19 protein-coding genes are annotated in these 14,210 nt (G+C 63.7%); 11 read left to right on the top strand and 8 right to left on the bottom strand.

Going from position 1 to position 14,210, the window contains the following annotated elements; all coding sequences use genetic code 11:
- Positions 1 to 6 precede the first annotated feature (6 nt).
- Genes QAZ47_RS19595 through QAZ47_RS19580 form a run of 4 tightly spaced genes read right to left on the bottom strand, consistent with a single transcriptional unit; the run spans position 7 to position 3,113 of the window.
- Positions 7 to 345, bottom strand: a complete 339-nt coding sequence (locus tag QAZ47_RS19595) for an XdhC family protein (protein ID WP_042644561.1) — start codon at positions 343 to 345, stop codon at positions 7 to 9.
- 59 nt (positions 346 to 404) lie between these two features.
- Positions 405 to 1,655 (bottom strand): VWA domain-containing protein, encoded by a 1,251-nt coding sequence (locus QAZ47_RS19590; protein WP_278230454.1) that lies wholly within the window; start codon positions 1,653 to 1,655, stop codon positions 405 to 407.
- Between the two features lie 5 nt (positions 1,656 to 1,660).
- Complete coding sequence (locus QAZ47_RS19585; protein WP_278230453.1) at positions 1,661 to 2,590, bottom strand: MoxR family ATPase; 930 nt, start codon at positions 2,588 to 2,590, stop codon at positions 1,661 to 1,663.
- Positions 2,591 to 2,618: 28 nt separating this feature from the next.
- Positions 2,619 to 3,113: a flavin reductase gene (locus tag QAZ47_RS19580; protein WP_278230452.1), complete on the bottom strand. Its 495-nt coding sequence runs from the start codon at positions 3,111 to 3,113 to the stop codon at positions 2,619 to 2,621.
- A 179-nt stretch (positions 3,114 to 3,292) separates the two neighbouring features.
- Between QAZ47_RS19580 and QAZ47_RS19575 the strand changes: the two genes are divergently transcribed.
- Positions 3,293 to 4,363, top strand: coding sequence for a branched-chain amino acid ABC transporter substrate-binding protein (locus QAZ47_RS19575; RefSeq protein ID WP_278202345.1), 1,071 nt, complete (start codon positions 3,293 to 3,295; stop codon positions 4,361 to 4,363).
- Positions 4,363 to 5,373: a P1 family peptidase gene (locus QAZ47_RS19570; protein ID WP_278230451.1), complete on the top strand. Its 1,011-nt coding sequence runs from the start codon at positions 4,363 to 4,365 to the stop codon at positions 5,371 to 5,373. The genes QAZ47_RS19575 and QAZ47_RS19570 overlap by 1 nt, the downstream gene beginning before the upstream one ends.
- Before the next feature lie 9 nt (positions 5,374 to 5,382).
- On the opposite strand, the gene QAZ47_RS19565 is transcribed toward QAZ47_RS19570, so the two are convergent.
- On the bottom strand, positions 5,383 to 5,640 hold the full coding sequence (locus QAZ47_RS19565; protein ID WP_278230450.1) for a DUF2171 domain-containing protein: 258 nt from the start codon (positions 5,638 to 5,640) through the stop codon (positions 5,383 to 5,385).
- Positions 5,641 to 5,897: 257 nt separating this feature from the next.
- Between QAZ47_RS19565 and QAZ47_RS19560 the strand changes: the two genes are divergently transcribed.
- Positions 5,898 to 6,362: a hypothetical protein gene (locus tag QAZ47_RS19560; protein WP_278233826.1), complete on the top strand. Its 465-nt coding sequence runs from the start codon at positions 5,898 to 5,900 to the stop codon at positions 6,360 to 6,362.
- A 60-nt stretch (positions 6,363 to 6,422) separates the two neighbouring features.
- Positions 6,423 to 7,730, top strand: coding sequence for an adenylosuccinate lyase (purB, locus tag QAZ47_RS19555; protein WP_278230449.1), 1,308 nt, complete (start codon positions 6,423 to 6,425; stop codon positions 7,728 to 7,730).
- Between the two features lie 242 nt (positions 7,731 to 7,972).
- On the opposite strand, the gene QAZ47_RS19550 is transcribed toward purB, so the two are convergent.
- Complete coding sequence (locus QAZ47_RS19550) at positions 7,973 to 8,785, bottom strand: VOC family protein (RefSeq protein ID WP_278230448.1); 813 nt, start codon at positions 8,783 to 8,785, stop codon at positions 7,973 to 7,975.
- Positions 8,786 to 8,978: 193 nt separating this feature from the next.
- Between QAZ47_RS19550 and QAZ47_RS19545 the strand changes: the two genes are divergently transcribed.
- Positions 8,979 to 9,536: an alpha/beta hydrolase gene (locus QAZ47_RS19545; protein ID WP_278202339.1), complete on the top strand. Its 558-nt coding sequence runs from the start codon at positions 8,979 to 8,981 to the stop codon at positions 9,534 to 9,536.
- Positions 9,537 to 9,549: 13 nt separating this feature from the next.
- On the opposite strand, the gene QAZ47_RS19540 is transcribed toward QAZ47_RS19545, so the two are convergent.
- Both QAZ47_RS19540 and QAZ47_RS19535 read right to left on the bottom strand, forming a co-directional pair.
- A complete protein-coding gene (locus tag QAZ47_RS19540; protein ID WP_278230447.1) occupies positions 9,550 to 10,323 on the bottom strand; it encodes an HpcH/HpaI aldolase/citrate lyase family protein in 774 nt (257 codons plus the stop codon).
- Positions 10,324 to 10,520: 197 nt separating this feature from the next.
- A complete protein-coding gene (locus QAZ47_RS19535; RefSeq protein ID WP_278074083.1) occupies positions 10,521 to 10,841 on the bottom strand; it encodes a DUF1476 domain-containing protein in 321 nt (106 codons plus the stop codon).
- 276 nt (positions 10,842 to 11,117) lie between these two features.
- Here QAZ47_RS19535 and purC point away from each other — a divergent pair, with 276 nt between their 5' ends.
- The 6 genes from purC to QAZ47_RS19505 all read left to right on the top strand — a co-directional run bounded on the left by purC (position 11,118) and on the right by QAZ47_RS19505 (position 14,208).
- Positions 11,118 to 11,912 (top strand): phosphoribosylaminoimidazolesuccinocarboxamide synthase, encoded by a 795-nt coding sequence (purC, locus tag QAZ47_RS19530; protein WP_059185109.1) that lies wholly within the window; start codon positions 11,118 to 11,120, stop codon positions 11,910 to 11,912.
- A gap of 62 nt (positions 11,913 to 11,974) precedes the next feature.
- Positions 11,975 to 12,214: a phosphoribosylformylglycinamidine synthase subunit PurS gene (gene purS, locus QAZ47_RS19525; protein ID WP_278202337.1), complete on the top strand. Its 240-nt coding sequence runs from the start codon at positions 11,975 to 11,977 to the stop codon at positions 12,212 to 12,214.
- An 18-nt stretch (positions 12,215 to 12,232) separates the two neighbouring features.
- Complete coding sequence (locus QAZ47_RS19520) at positions 12,233 to 12,487, top strand: hypothetical protein (protein ID WP_278202336.1); 255 nt, start codon at positions 12,233 to 12,235, stop codon at positions 12,485 to 12,487.
- A gap of 36 nt (positions 12,488 to 12,523) precedes the next feature.
- The gene (locus QAZ47_RS19515; protein WP_278230446.1) at positions 12,524 to 13,075 is read left to right on the top strand and encodes an RNA 2'-phosphotransferase; all 552 of its coding nucleotides are present in this window, start codon (positions 12,524 to 12,526) and stop codon (positions 13,073 to 13,075) included.
- Entirely contained in the window at positions 13,072 to 13,740 is a 669-nt protein-coding gene (gene purQ, locus QAZ47_RS19510) for a phosphoribosylformylglycinamidine synthase subunit PurQ (RefSeq protein ID WP_278230445.1), read from the top strand. The genes QAZ47_RS19515 and purQ overlap by 4 nt, the downstream gene beginning before the upstream one ends.
- Positions 13,741 to 13,797: 57 nt before the next feature.
- A complete protein-coding gene (locus tag QAZ47_RS19505; RefSeq protein ID WP_278202334.1) occupies positions 13,798 to 14,208 on the top strand; it encodes a hypothetical protein in 411 nt (136 codons plus the stop codon).
- Positions 14,209 to 14,210 lie beyond the last annotated feature (2 nt).

The raw sequence follows: 14,210 nt of genomic DNA, 5'->3' as shown, positions 1-14,210 counted from the left end.
AAATGATCAGCCTAGGCGCTCGACATAGACCTTGATGCGTCCACCGCAGGAGAGCCCTACCTGCCAGGCGGTTTCGTCGGCAACTCCGAACTCCAGCATCCTGGCCTTGCCTGAGCCGATGACGTCGATCGCCTCGGTCACCACGGCGCCCTCGACACAGCCTCCGGAGACGGAACCATGGAAATTCCCCTCGGCGTCGATGACCAGATGGCTGCCGACAGGGCGCGGCGCCGAACCCCAGGTCTCGACCACGGTTGCGATGGCGACATCCTTGCCGTCCTTCATCCAGCCTTCCGCGATGATCAGAGGATCGCGGGCCTCATCGAGATAAATGCTCTCGTCCATCGTCGCTTCTCGCAAAGTCTGTTTTTCCCGAGGAACGCATGCTCCCCACCAACATATGGCTAAGCCGCGCGCCTCCCGCCAGTCTGCAGCCAGCGGCGCGGATCGACCGAAGCCGTCGGCCGCCGGTCGAGCGAGGCGCAAAGATCGGCCAGCGCGTCGAGATTGTGCACTGCGCGGAACTCGTCGACATGCGGTAGCATCGCCTTCACGCCGCGGGCGCGCGCCTCGAACCCGTCGAAGCGCAAGAGCGGATTGAGCCAAATCAGCCGTCGGCAGGATTTGTGCAGCCGCTCCATCTCCTCCGACAGGCCGGTGACGTCGTCGCGCTCCAGCCCATCGGTGATCAGCAACACCACGGCGCCCTGCCCGAGTACGCGGCGCGACCACAGCCGATTGAACTCGGCGAGCGCGTCGCCGATGCGGGTGCCGCCGGACCAGTCCTTCACGGCCGTCGAGCATTCGGCCAGTGCCTCGTCGGGATCGCGATGGCGCATCTGGCGGGTCAGGTTCGTCAGCCGCGTGCCGAATACGAAGGCGTGCACGCGCCGGCGCTTTTCCGTCAGCGCGTGCAGGAAGTGGAGAAAGATGCGTGTGTACTGGCTCATCGAGCCGGAAATATCGGCAAGCACGACCAGCGGCGGATGCACTTCGCGCGGCGATCGGAATTTCGGCAAGATCAGCGCACCGCCTGTCCGCGCGGCCGAACGCATCATGGCGCGCGGATCGATCCGGCGTCCTTGCGCGTCAGGCTTGAAACGCCGCGTGCGCACCAGATCGAAGGGCAGCCGCAAGGCCGCGATCGCCTTTTTCGCCTCGGCCAGTTCGGCCGCATCCATCTGCGCAAAATCCCTGCCGCGCAGCACCTCGTTGCCGGAGAAGGTGAAACGCGCGTCGACCTCGATCTCCGGCACTTCCCGCGCCGGCTGGTTCTTGTGATGGCCTTCGAACATCGCCTGGCTGACGCGGTTTTCGGCCGCGCGCGGCTTTTGTTTTTCGCGATCGTCCGGCGCGACGGGCGAAAACATCGCCAGCAGCTTCTCGATCAGCTCGCGTGACTTCCAGAACAGGCGGAAGGCCTCGTCGAAGACGGGATGATCCTCGTGCCGCGAAACCAGCACCGCATGCAGCGTCCAGTAGAAATCGTCGCGCGAGCCGATGCCGGCGGCGAGCACCGCCTCGATGGCGTCCTTGACCGAGGCCGGACCGACGCGCATGCCGGCCTTGCGAAGCGCCCGCGCGAAATAGACGATGTTGTCGGCGATATGCCCATCCGCTGTGGCCTCTTTGGGTTCCGGGCGCGGCGATGGCATGGCGCCTACTCCGCGGCCGAAAGCTCGGCCTTAACCTCATTGAGGATACGCCGGCCTTCGCCCTGTTCGATGCGGGCAATGTCGTCCTGGTACTTTAGAAGCACGCCGATCGTGTCGGACACCGTCTCCGGATCGAGCGCGATCCTGTCGAGTTCGGTGAGCGCGCCGGCCCAGTCGATGGTTTCAGCAACGCCGGGCGCCTTGAACAGCTCGATCTGGCGCAGCTTCTGGATGAAGGAGACGACCTCGGCCGACAGCCGGCGGTTGGCCTGCGGCACCTTGCGGCGCACGATTTCCAGCTCGCGCTCGGCGTTCGGATAATCGACCCAGTGATAGAGGCAGCGCCGCTTCAGCGCGTCGTGGATCTCACGCGTACGGTTGGTGGTGATGATGACGATCGGCGGCTCTTCGGCCTTGATCGTGCCGAGTTCCGGAACCGTCACCTGGAAATCCGACAGGATCTCGAGCAGGAAGGCCTCGAACGCCTCGTCGGTGCGATCGAGCTCGTCGATGAGGAAGACCGGCGCCGCGCCCGCCTTGCCGGTCAGCGCATCGAGCACGGGGCGGCGGATCAGGTATTTTTCGGAAAAGACGCTGCGCTCCATGTCGGAGCGCACGACCTTGCCGGCCGCCTCCTCCATGCGGATCTCGATCATCTGCGCGGCGTAGTTCCACTCGTAGACGGCGGAGGATACGTCGAGCCCTTCATAACATTGCAGGCGGATCAGCCGGCGGCCGAGCGCATCGGCCAGCACCTTGGCGATCTCGGTCTTGCCGACGCCCGCCTCGCCTTCGAGGAACAGCGGCCGCTTCATGCGCAGCGACAGGAACAGCACGGTTGCCAGCGAGCGATCCGCGACATAGTCCGCGCCGGTCAGGAGATCGAGCGTCTCGTCGATCGACTTCGGCGCGGGGCGCGGCGCAGGCCCTGTCATCTTGTCTCCGTGGATCCGCTCGCCAGTTTCACAGAACGTGGTAGCCGCGGTTATGGTAGATTAGCGGCCGCAAATTATCGCCGATACGCAGACCTGTCACCTTGCCAAAAAGCACACGATGGGTGGCGAGATCCTTGGCATCGATGATCTGACAATCGAAGACGGCGAGCGCGCCTTTCAGCGTGGGGGCGCCGGTCGAGATCACGTCCCATTCGCCGAGCGCGAAGCGCTCTTCCGACGGCAGGCCGGTCATGCCGGAAAAGCCTGCCGAAAGCGCCTCCTGGTCCGAGGCGAGCGTATTCAGCGCAAAGTTGCCGTTCTTGATGAAGGCTTCGTTCTTCGGATTTTCACGATTGAGGCAGACAAGCACGGTCGGCGGCGTGTCCGAAACCGAGCAGGCGGCGATCACCGTGGCACCTCTTTTGCCGGCGGGGCCATCGGTGGTCACCACATGCACATGGCCGGCAAAATGCGCCATTGCATCGCGATAGTGTTGCGGCCCGATATCGTTGATCTTCAGCACCTGATGATTCACCTGTCAGAAAACCAGCCCGTTATATATGGCTACATATTGCATGCCACAAGCGAAGTGCTTGACCGCAATCCTGAAATTCGCGTGTTGCGCCAGGATTAGCCAGCCTTTAGGTCTTTGCTGGAATAGTGCCGGATTGCAACTCCGGCATGGGGGACCTCTTCGCCCGAATGCGCCATATCACGACAACATTAGCCGCGCTGTTCTGGCTGTCGCTGGCCGCGAGCGCCGACGCCGATGTCCTGGTCGGCGTCGCCGCGCCGCTCTCCGGTCCATCGGCGATCCTCGGCCAGCAGATCGAGAATGGCGCCCAACAGGCGGCGGAAGCGAATGGCCTCACGCTCAAGACGGCGGACGATGCCTGCACCGCCGACGGCGGGGCCGCGGCCGCCAGGCAGTTCGTGGACGCCAAGGTCAATATCGTGGTGGGTTTTCTCTGCACCGAGGCGATCGAGGCAGCGCTGCCGATCCTGAAGGACGCCAATATTCCGGTCATCACTGTCGGCGTGCGCACCGAGAGCTTGACCGACAGGCGTGCCAAGACCGGCTGGCCGGTCTACCGGCTCGGGCCGCGCGGCGACGACGAACGCAATGCGGTGGCCGCGATCCTCACCCGCCTTTGGCAGAACGAATTGTTCGCCATTGTCGATGACGGCACCATTTATGGTCGCGAGATCGCCGAGACTTTTCGCGCGGCCGCCGAGCAGGCGGCGCTCAAGCCGGTCTTCGTCGACACGTTCCGGCCGCAGCTCGACAACCAGATCGGGCTTGTCGGCCGGTTGAAGAAGGCGGGCGCGACCAAGGTATTCGCCGGCGGTGACGGCGACGACATCGCCATCATGGGGCGCGACGCCGCGCAGCTCAATGCCGGCATCACCTTCGCCGGCGGCGAAACGCTGCGCACGCCGCCCGGCGATGTTCCTTATGCGGTAGGCACGCTGATGATCGCATTGCCGGAATGGGCGGAAGCCGCGGACCCCAAGGTCGTGCAGGCATTTGGCGAAAGGAAGATCGTGACGGACGGCTATACCTTGCCGGCCTATGCCGCGGTGCAGGTCGCGAAGGCGACGGCAGCCGATGCGGAAAGCTCCGGCAAACCGCTCGCCGAGGCGCTGACCGGGCATGACTTCGCGACTGCGATCGGCACCATCCGCTTCGACGAAAAAGGCGACCTCAGCCGAAACCCCTTCCGCGCCTTCCGCTTCGACGGCACGCATTTCGTGCCGCTGGAGGAAAAGTGATGTTCCGCACCGGGCCGCGTAATCTGATCACCGACGTCGCCGGCCTGAGAGTCGGCAATGCCGCCGACGCCAGGCTCAAATCCGGGGTCACGGTGGTGCTGTGCGAGGAGCCTGCGGTGGCCGGCGTCCAGGTGCTGGGCGGCGCGCCGGGCACGCGTGAAACCGACCTGCTCGAACCGCAAAACTCCATCGCCGCGATCCATGCCGTCGTGCTGTCCGGTGGCTCGGCCTTTGGCCTTGATGCTGCTTCCGGCGTGCAGGCGGCGCTGCGGGAGAAGAACATCGGTGTCGAGGTCGGTGGCTTCCGCGTGCCGATCGTGCCGGCGGCGATCCTCTTCGACCTGCCCAATGGCGGCGACAAGGACTGGGGCCGCTATCCGCTTTATCGCGAGCTCGGCTATGAGGCTGCGCAGGCGGCAACGGCCGACTTTCCGATCGGCACGGTCGGTGCCGGCACCGGCGCGCTCACCTCCGGGCTGAAGGGCGGGCTGGGCTCCGCCTCGACGGTGCTCGACAGCGGCGTCACCATCGGCGCGCTCGCCGCCGTCAACCCGACCGGTTCGGTGACGGTCGGCCGCAGCCGTCACTTCTGGGCAGCGCCGTTCGAGATCGGCGACGAATTTGGCGGCCTGGGCTATCCCGATCCGATGCCGGGAGATGCAAGGAAAATCTTGCTGAAATACCGCGACCGGCAGATCGGAGCGCAAGACGGAAACACGACGATAGCCGTCATCGCCACCGACGCGGTTCTGACCAAGGCCGCCGCCAAACGACTGGCGATTTCGGCGCATGACGGCTTCGCACGGGCCATCTGGCCGACGCACACGCCGGCCGACGGCGACCTCGTCTTCGCGCTGGCGACCGGCAGGAGCGGCATCGAACTCGGCGCCGACGCGGCAATCGATCTTTACGCCGCCGCCGGCGCGACCATGGCGCGCGCCATCAGCCGCGGCGTCCATGCGGCGACGCCCGCAGAGGACGATTTGTTCCCCGTCTGGTCGTCGCGCTGAGTTTTCCGGTCAGGTCGGGTCGGACTTCTCTTCCTCGAAGGTCACCGCGACATCGGAATTCGCCGACAGCCAGACCTTTTTCTCGTCGATCTCCGCGACGAGGCTGAGCGGAATGTAGTGGTGATGGCCCTTATGCATGCCCATGCCGCTGTCGGCCCTGGTCAGCTTGATGCGCTGACCGTCGACCTTGTCGACGGTGCCGATATGCACGCCATCGGCGCCGATCACTTCCATATGCTCGCGTATCTTGCTGGTGTCGGTGGTCATGCTGGTCCTCCGTTGGGTGGTGGCCGCGCGTCCTACGCTGGGACGGTCCACAATAACAAACGAACGCCGGATTGGATGCATCGAGCAGCACGTCTCATTCACCATGGCGTGATAGGCATGAGGCCGATGACACGGACCCTATCGCCAATGACGCGCTATCCGAACGGCTATTCGCCGTGCGACGTGGTCCGCTGCCCGTGACGCCGCTGCAGCCGACCTCCTTGCGCCTGCGCCTGGGAAACCGCCTGCGCGATGCCCTGCCCTCGACAGGCGCGGCGGTCATTGGCGCCTTGCTCTGGGGTATGGCGATGGGTGCCAGCGCGTTCCTCAACCTCCGGCTCTACGAATGGGAGACATCGGACAGCGTCCGCTTCGTCGTGCTTTTGTATTTCATGGGCGGCGCGCTTGCCTTTCCGGTCGGGCTGACGTTCGCCAGATTGGTGTCGCGTGGCCGCCACTGGGAAACCGCGCCCGCCGCCGCTTTCGTGTGCTTGCTCAGCGCCACGCTCGCCTTCACCGGCGGCCTGTTCGCGCTGCAATACCGTTCCTATTACGCCGAGTGGCACGCGCCGGCCTTCACGCTCACCTGGGCATTCGAATTCGCCTTCACCGTGCTGACGGCGCTCTACCAGTTCGTCGTCCTGGGTGTGCGGCTCTATTTTCCGCTCGGCTTCGCGGCACTTGCCGCCGCCACTGTCTGGTTTGCGCGGCAGCGGCGTTGAGCATTGGGCCGGCCTCTGTTAGGACGCGGCCGAAGCTTTTCCCAGCAGGACTCTGAAACGATGATCCCTCGCTATTCCCGGCCGGAAATGGTCGCCATCTGGTCGCCCGAAACCCGGTTCCGCATCTGGTTCGAGATCGAGGCGCATGCCTGCGACGCGCTGGCCGAACTCGGCGTCATCCCGAAGGAGGCGGCCAAGACCATCTGGGAGAAAGGCGGCGCCGCGAAATTCGACGTCGACAAGATCGACGAGATCGAGCGCGTCACCAAGCATGACGTGATTGCTTTCCTCACTCATCTCGCCGAGTTCGTCGGCCCGGATGCCCGCTTCATCCACCAGGGCATGACCTCGTCGGACGTTCTCGACACCTGCCTTGCGGTGCAATTGACGCGCGCCAGCGACATCCTGCTTGCCGACATCGACGCCCTGCTCGCGGCGCTGAAGCGCCGCGCTTTCGAGCATAAGGACACCGTCACCATCGGCCGCAGCCACGGCATTCATGCCGAGCCGACCACCTTCGGCGTCAAGCTGGCGCTGGCCTATGCCGAATTCTCGCGCTGCCGCGAGCGGCTGCTGCACGCGCGCGAAGACATCGCCACCTGCGCTATCTCGGGCGCGGTCGGCACCTTCGCCAACATCGATCCTTATGTCGAAGAGCATGTGGCGAAGAAGCTCGGCCTGAAGCCGGAGCCGGTGTCGACACAGGTGATCCCGCGCGACCGCCATGCCATGTTCTTCGCCACCCTCGGCGTGATCGCCTCGTCGGTCGAGCGGCTGGCCGTCGAGATTCGTCATTTGCAGCGCACCGAAGTCCTGGAAGCAGAGGAATATTTCTCGCCGGGGCAGAAGGGCTCGTCGGCAATGCCGCACAAGCGCAACCCGGTGCTGACCGAGAACCTCACCGGCCTTGCCCGCATGGTGCGCTCCTACGCCATGCCGGCCATGGAGGATGTGGCGCTCTGGCATGAGCGCGACATTTCGCACTCCTCGGTCGAGCGCATGATCGGGCCGGACGCGACGGTGACGCTCGACTTCGCGCTGGCGCGGCTCACCGGCGTCGTCGACAAGCTGCTGGTCTACCCTGAGAACATGCTGAAGAACCTCAACAAGTTCCGCGGCCTGGTGCATTCGCAGCGCGTGCTGCTGGCGCTGACGCAGGCCGGCGTGTCACGCGAGGACGCCTACCGGCTGGTGCAGCGCAATGCCATGAAGGTATGGGAACAAGGCGCTGATTTCCTTGAAGAACTGCTTGCCGACAAGGATGTGACCGCAGCCTTGCCGGAAGCCGAGATTCGCGAAAAATTCGACCTCGGCTACCACACCAAGCACGTCGACACGATCTTCAAGCGGGTGTTTGGAAAAGCTTGAGGCCGAACAAAGGCGCCCTGGAGCCAAGCTGGAACACCCCTCATCCGTCTTGTCGCTTCGCGACAAGCCACCTTCTCCCACAAGGGGAGAAGGGGAATCTGGCGCCTACATCTCGGATAATCACCAACATCCGCGATTGGCGGCGGCGCTGACGCGGCCTTCCCTTCTCCCCTTGTGGGAGAAGGTGGCCGAGCGAAGCTCGGTCGGATGAGGGGTGCTCCAGCTTGGCGCAAAGTCCGGCTTCAAGCCCTCCCAGGCACGGTTCTGATCACCGTACCCCAGGGATCCTCACGCATCGTCTCCGTCTTCGCATTGTCCGAGCGCATCTCCACCCAAGCGAGGCCCGAACGGGCCGGATCACGGCGGCCGGCGCCGGCGCTGTGCCAGGCATTGGCGCCGATGTGGTGGTGGTAGTGGCCGGAAGACAGGAACACTGCCTGGCCGCCATATCTGGCCACCGTATCGAAGCCGAACTCGTCATGCCACCAGGCCTCGGCGTCTTCCGGGCGGCCGACGCGCAGATGCACATGGCCGACGATGGTGTTTTCAGGGGCGCCCTGCCAGCCGGCATCGCCCGCCGGCACGCTGGCCACGACCGCCGGCAGGTTCAGCCGCTCGGTCGCCATTGCTATTCTGTCGCCGTTCCACTTCCAGTCCTGCGGGCGGCGGTCTGCGTAGATCTCGATGCCGTTGCCCTCGGGATCGGTAAGGTAAAGTGCCTCGCTTACCAGATGGTCCGACGCGCCCTCGATGCCGATCCGGCTGGCGGCGGCATGGTTGATCCAGCGGCCGAGATCGGCGCGCGACGGCAGCAGGAAGGCTGTATGGAAAAGGCCGGCGCTGCGCGGATCGTCGGGTTTTGCCGAGGCATCCTGCTCCAGCACCAGCAGCGGACGGTTCGCGGCGCCAAGCGTGATCGCGCCGTCAGCACGGCTCAGCTCCTGCAGGCCGACGACCGCGCGGTAATAGGCGGCAAGGTTTTCGGCATCCCGCGCCTTCAGGCCGACACGCGAGACGCTGACCGGGGTGGTCGCGGCAAAAGGCAGTTCGCTCATCAAACTCTCCGTTCGGACGCCAACCTCGCAGAGGCAATCGCGCCAGCTTTTATTAGTCGTTCCTGTTTTCGCTTTTCAGATCGTCCATTGTGATCGTTCACACAAGCCGGAAAGAATCGAACACGTTGTTCACAATTGTGACGTGACCACCGGCATGGTTGCATGAGACAAGGCCGCTCGCTACATCCGCGCCATGAAGGTCAAGAACGCAGATATTCTCATCGTGCCGGGCTACACCAATTCCGGCCCCGAGCACTGGCAGACCCGCTGGCAGTCGAAACTGTCGACGGCGCGCCGGGTCGAGCAGGCGGAGTGGTCGAAGCCGGTGCGCGAAGACTGGACGGCAAACGTAGCCAATGCCGTCAACGAGGCCGAGCGGCCGGTGGTGATCGTCGCGCATTCGCTGGGTGTGGCGGCCGCGGTGCAGGCTGTCCCGCAATTCCAGAAGCCGATCGCCGGCGCCTTCTTCGTCGCGCCGCCCGACGTCGCCAATCCGGAGATCAGGCCGAGGCATCTGATGACCTTCGGCCCCTATTCGCGCGATCCGCTGCCCTTTCCGTCGATCGTTATCGCCAGCCGCAACGATCCCTTCTGCGCCTTCGAGGTCGCCGAGGACATCGCCGCCGCCTGGGGATCGCTGTTCATCGACGCCGGCGAGGCCGGCCATCTCAATGCCGACGCCGGGTTCGGCCCCTGGCCGGAAGGCTCGATGACCTTCGCCAAGTTCCTGACGGAACTGAAGGAACCCTAGATCTACTCGCCTTTCAGGCGTCGATCGAATCCCGCATGCTCTTCAACAAAGTCTTGGCGCCAAGCGAAATCAGCGTGTGGTCCGAGCCCATGGCGAGCAGCCGATAGCCCATCGAAACCACGCGGCCGGCAATGGCCGGCTCGATGACGTAGATCGCGGCATGCTTGCCGGCCTTGCGCGTCCGCTCGGCGATCGAGGCGACCGTCTCCATCATGCTTTCCAGCGTCGAATTGACGGTGGTGCCGTTCGACCAGGCGATCGAGAAATCCGACGGACCGACGAAGATGCCGTCGATGCCGGGCGTATCGAGGATGCCGTCGAGCGCCTCGAACGCCGCGCGCGTCTCGACCATGGCGAGGGCCATGGTGCGCTGGTTCGAGTCGCGCAGCCACTCGGCGTGGTCGCCCTTGCCATGGCGAGGGAAAGCATAGGTCGGGCCCCAGGAACGCTCGCCCGTCGGCGGATATTTCATCGCGGCGGCGAACTGCCTGGCGTCCTCCACGGAATTCACCATCGGCGCGATGACCGCCTCGGCGCCGAAATCGAGCGCGCGGCTCGCCATATCGAACCGGCCGACGGGTATACGCACCAGCGCCGGCTTATTGGCGGCCAGCACCGGTACTAGGCCGCGCAGCACGCTATCCTCATGGTGGCCGCCATGCTGCATGTCGAGGGTAACGGCATCGAAGCCCTGCTTGGCAATGATTTCGACCGTCAGCGCGTCCGGTACGCCGGACCATGCGGTGAACAGCGTTTCGTCGGCGGCCAGGCGGGACTTGAGCGACATCGGAACTTTCCTTGTTAACAACGCATCGGCCCGCAAATCGGAACGATTTCCGGAAAGCGCGATGCGAAAACTCAAATGTCAGAGCGATGTGCGTCCGGAAGGACGCACATCGCTCTGACGCAGTTTCAGCCGGAAACGGCGGCAAGGCAAAGAAAAACCGCCCGGCTGAGCCGGGCGGTCGATTGGTCCAATGATTTCTACGTGTTCTTGATCTGCTCGATCGCCTGCGCCATCAGCTCGTCCATCGTGCGGCGGATCTGATGGTCCGACTGGTTGACGCCGGCCGCGTCAAAATCCTTGCGGATCTTGCGGAAGACATCGTGATCGCCGGCTTCCTCGATGTCGGAGACCACCACTTCCTTGGCGTAGGCCTCGGCATCGGCGCCGGTTTTGCCGAGCTTTTCGGCGGCCCAGAGGCCGAGCGCCCTGTTGCGGCGCGCCGCGGCCTTGAAGCGAAGCTCCTCGTCGATGACGAATTTGCGCTCGAAGCCTTCTTCGCGGTCTTTCATGCTGCTCATGACGTCCCTCCGGTCAAATCGATTCGCTTGGCGATGAATATGTGCGCTCAGCCAGCACAAACCAAAAGGCCGCGGGCCGGTCAATATGCTTGATCGCATGCTGCACTGCGGCATTTCGGTCCCGAAACCGGTTGATCGGCAGGATTTGCCGATTGAGCAAACATTGCGATTGCTATAGACACCGGCATTGAACGCCACCGTCGCCACAACTAATTTAGGCAGACGGACAGGAACTGGTCGCTTGCCGCCTGCCCGCCAATCCAGAGAAAAAATCAGATGAAAAATCGCCGCCGCATTTACGAAGGCAAGGCCAAGATCCTCTATGAAGGACCTGAGCCTGGAACGCTCATCCAATTCTTCAAGGACGATGCCACCGCCTTCAACAAGAAGAAACACGAGGTGGTCGATGGCAAAGGCGTGCTCAACAACCGCATTTCCGAGCACATCTTCAACCATCTCAATCGCATGGGCATCCCGACTCATTTCATCCGCCGGCTCAACATGCGCGAGCAGCTGATCAAGGAAGTCGAGATCATCCCGCTCGAAGTGGTCGTGCGCAATGTCGCCGCCGGCTCGCTGGCAAAGCGCCTCGGCATCGAGGAAGGCACGGTGCTGCCGCGCTCGATCATCGAGTTCTACTACAAGGCCGATGCGCTGGACGACCCCATGGTGTCGGAAGAGCATATCACCGCCTTCGGCTGGGCCAGCCCGCAGGAGATCGATGACATCATGGCTTTGGCCATCCGCGTCAACGACTTCCTCTCCGGCCTGTTCCTGGGCGTCGGCATCCAGCTCGTCGACTTCAAGATCGAGTGCGGCCGCCTGTTCGAGGGCGACATGATGCGCATCGTCGTCGCCGACGAGATCTCGCCGGATTCCTGCCGGCTGTGGGATGTCGCCACCCAGGACAAGCTCGACAAGGACCGTTTCCGCCGCGACATGGGCGGACTGGTCGAAGCCTACCAGGAGGTCGCCCGCCGCCTCGGCATCATGAACGAGAACGAGCCGCCGCGCCCGACCGGCCCGGTGCTGGTCGCCTCCTCCGAGCCGTCGAAAGGCACGAAGCATTGATTGCAAGCGGCCTGCCGGCACGGCAGGCCGCTTTCCGCACTACCGATCACCCAGGAGTACCGATGAAAGCCCGCATCACCGTCACCCTCAAGAATGGCGTTCTCGACCCGCAGGGCAAGGCGATCGAGCATGCGCTCTCGGGTCTGGGCTTCGACGGCGTCGGCCAGGTCCGGCAGGGCAAAGTGTTCGACATCGAGCTCACCGGTACCGACAAGGCCAAGGCCGAGGCCGACCTCAAGGCGATGTGCGACAAGCTTCTGGCGAACACCGTGATTGAGAACTATAGTGTGACGCTTACCTAAGGTTGTGCCGGAGGCGTTATGCCGGAAGCCACGAACGAGTTGATGTTTGAACTGTTGAAGCGCGTTCATCACGAAATTGGCGAGCTTCGCCAGGATGTGACCGAGACGAAGCGGGAGTTGAACGTGATGCGCGGTCACATGGCGGCCACGCAGAGCGATATTCATAACATTTATGGGATTCTGGGCCGACAAGACGATCGGCTGGAGCGAATAGAAAAGCGCTTGGATCTCAGGGAGCTCGCCGAGACCCAGAAGCCTTTTGAGCCGAAATGACATGCGTTCGGCATGTGGGATTGAATCAGCTTCGCCATGCCGAACGACACCCAGATCTCGAAATTCATGAGTCTCGTACTGCGGCATGCACCGGAAGAGGCCGGGCTTGTTCTTGACGATAGTGGTTGGGCCGATTTCGGCGCACTTTGTGTGGTGATCCGACAGAAATTCGGTGCATCGGCGGCCGACGTCGAGCGCGTCGTCGCGGAAAATCCGAAGAGGCGGTTCGCTATCGACGGCAATCGCATCCGCGCCGTCCAGGGCCACAGCGTCGACGTCGATCTCGGATTGATGCCAAGCCCGCCGCCGGCGGTGCTCTACCACGGCACGAAGGAAGAATTCCTCCCCGCCATCCTGCGTGATGGTCTGACCGGCCAATCGCGCCTGCACGTGCATCTATCCATGGATATCGAGACGGCACGCGTCGTGGCGCGGCGCCGGAAAGGAAAAGATGTTATCCTCCGGGTCGACTCGGCGGCCATGTCCGGGAACGGAATGACATTCTTCCTCTCAGACAATGGAGTCTGGTTGACCAATCAGGTTCCGCCCCGGTATCTGCATCAGATCAGCAAACGGGAACTGCCATGAAATCAGCCGTCGTCCTCTTGCCTGGCCTCAACCGCGACCGCGACATGATCGCGGCGCTGACCAAGATTTCGGGGCAGGCGCCGGCGACCGTCTGGCAGACCGATACCGAAATCCCCGATGTCGACCTGATCGCCATTCCCGGCGGCTTCTCCTTTGGAGACTATCTGCGCTGCGGCGCGATCGCGGCGCGCATGCCCGTCATGCGCGCGGTGGCGGAAAAGGCCGCCAAGGGCGTCATGGTCATCGGCGTCTGCAACGGCTTCCAGATCCTGGTCGAAGCGGGGCTGCTGCCCGGCGCGCTGATGCGCAATTCGTCGCTGAAGTTCGTCTGCCGGCAGGTGAAGCTCCAGATCGCCAATGCCAACACCATGTTCACCCGCCGCTATCAGCCGGGCCAGATCATCCGTTCGCCGGTGGCGCACCATGACGGCAACTATTTCGCCGACGCCGAGACGCTTGCCCGCCTCGAAGGCGAAGGCCAGGTGGTGTTCCGCTATGCCGAGGGCACCAATCCCAACGGCTCGATCAACGACATCGCCGGCATCGTCAACGAAAAGGGCAATGTCCTCGGCCTGATGCCGCATCCGGAGAACCTCATCGAGGCGGCGCATGGCGGCAGCGACGGCCGGGCGCTGTTCGAAGGGGCGCTTGGCATCGCCGCTTGATCCGTTTCAGACAATTCCTTCAGAACGATCCTTTCAGAACAACGGGGCGGCCTGACCATGAGACTGACGATTGCTCGCCTTGCTCTCCTGGCCGCCGCCGGATTTCTGCTGGCATCCTGCCAGTCCGGCTCCAAGACCACGCCGACGCCTTCAGGCAAGAGCGCCTCGCTGCTTGCCATGGAGCAGGTCGCGATCGCCGCGCATAAATGCTGGATCGCCAGCAAGGACCCGGCCTTCAAAGCCTATCAGATGGCCAACGAGCTCAATTCCTACAGCGGCACGCCGCGCTTCCTGCTGGTGCCTGCCAAGCACTATGGCGGCAAGCCGCTGCTGGTGGTGCAGGCGCAGGGCAATTCCAGCAAGGTCGACGTCTTCGGGCCGCTGATGGCCGAGCCGCTCGGCGCGCGCATCGGCTCCGACATCGCCCGCTGGCAGGCCGGCAATCCGTCCTGTACCGCCGCGGCGTGAGC

Source organism: Mesorhizobium sp. WSM4904 (assembly GCF_029674545.1).
GTDB lineage: Bacteria > Pseudomonadota > Alphaproteobacteria > Rhizobiales > Rhizobiaceae > Mesorhizobium.
Note: the sequence above shows the minus strand (reverse complement) of the source record. Positions and strands in the feature narration are given on the sequence as shown.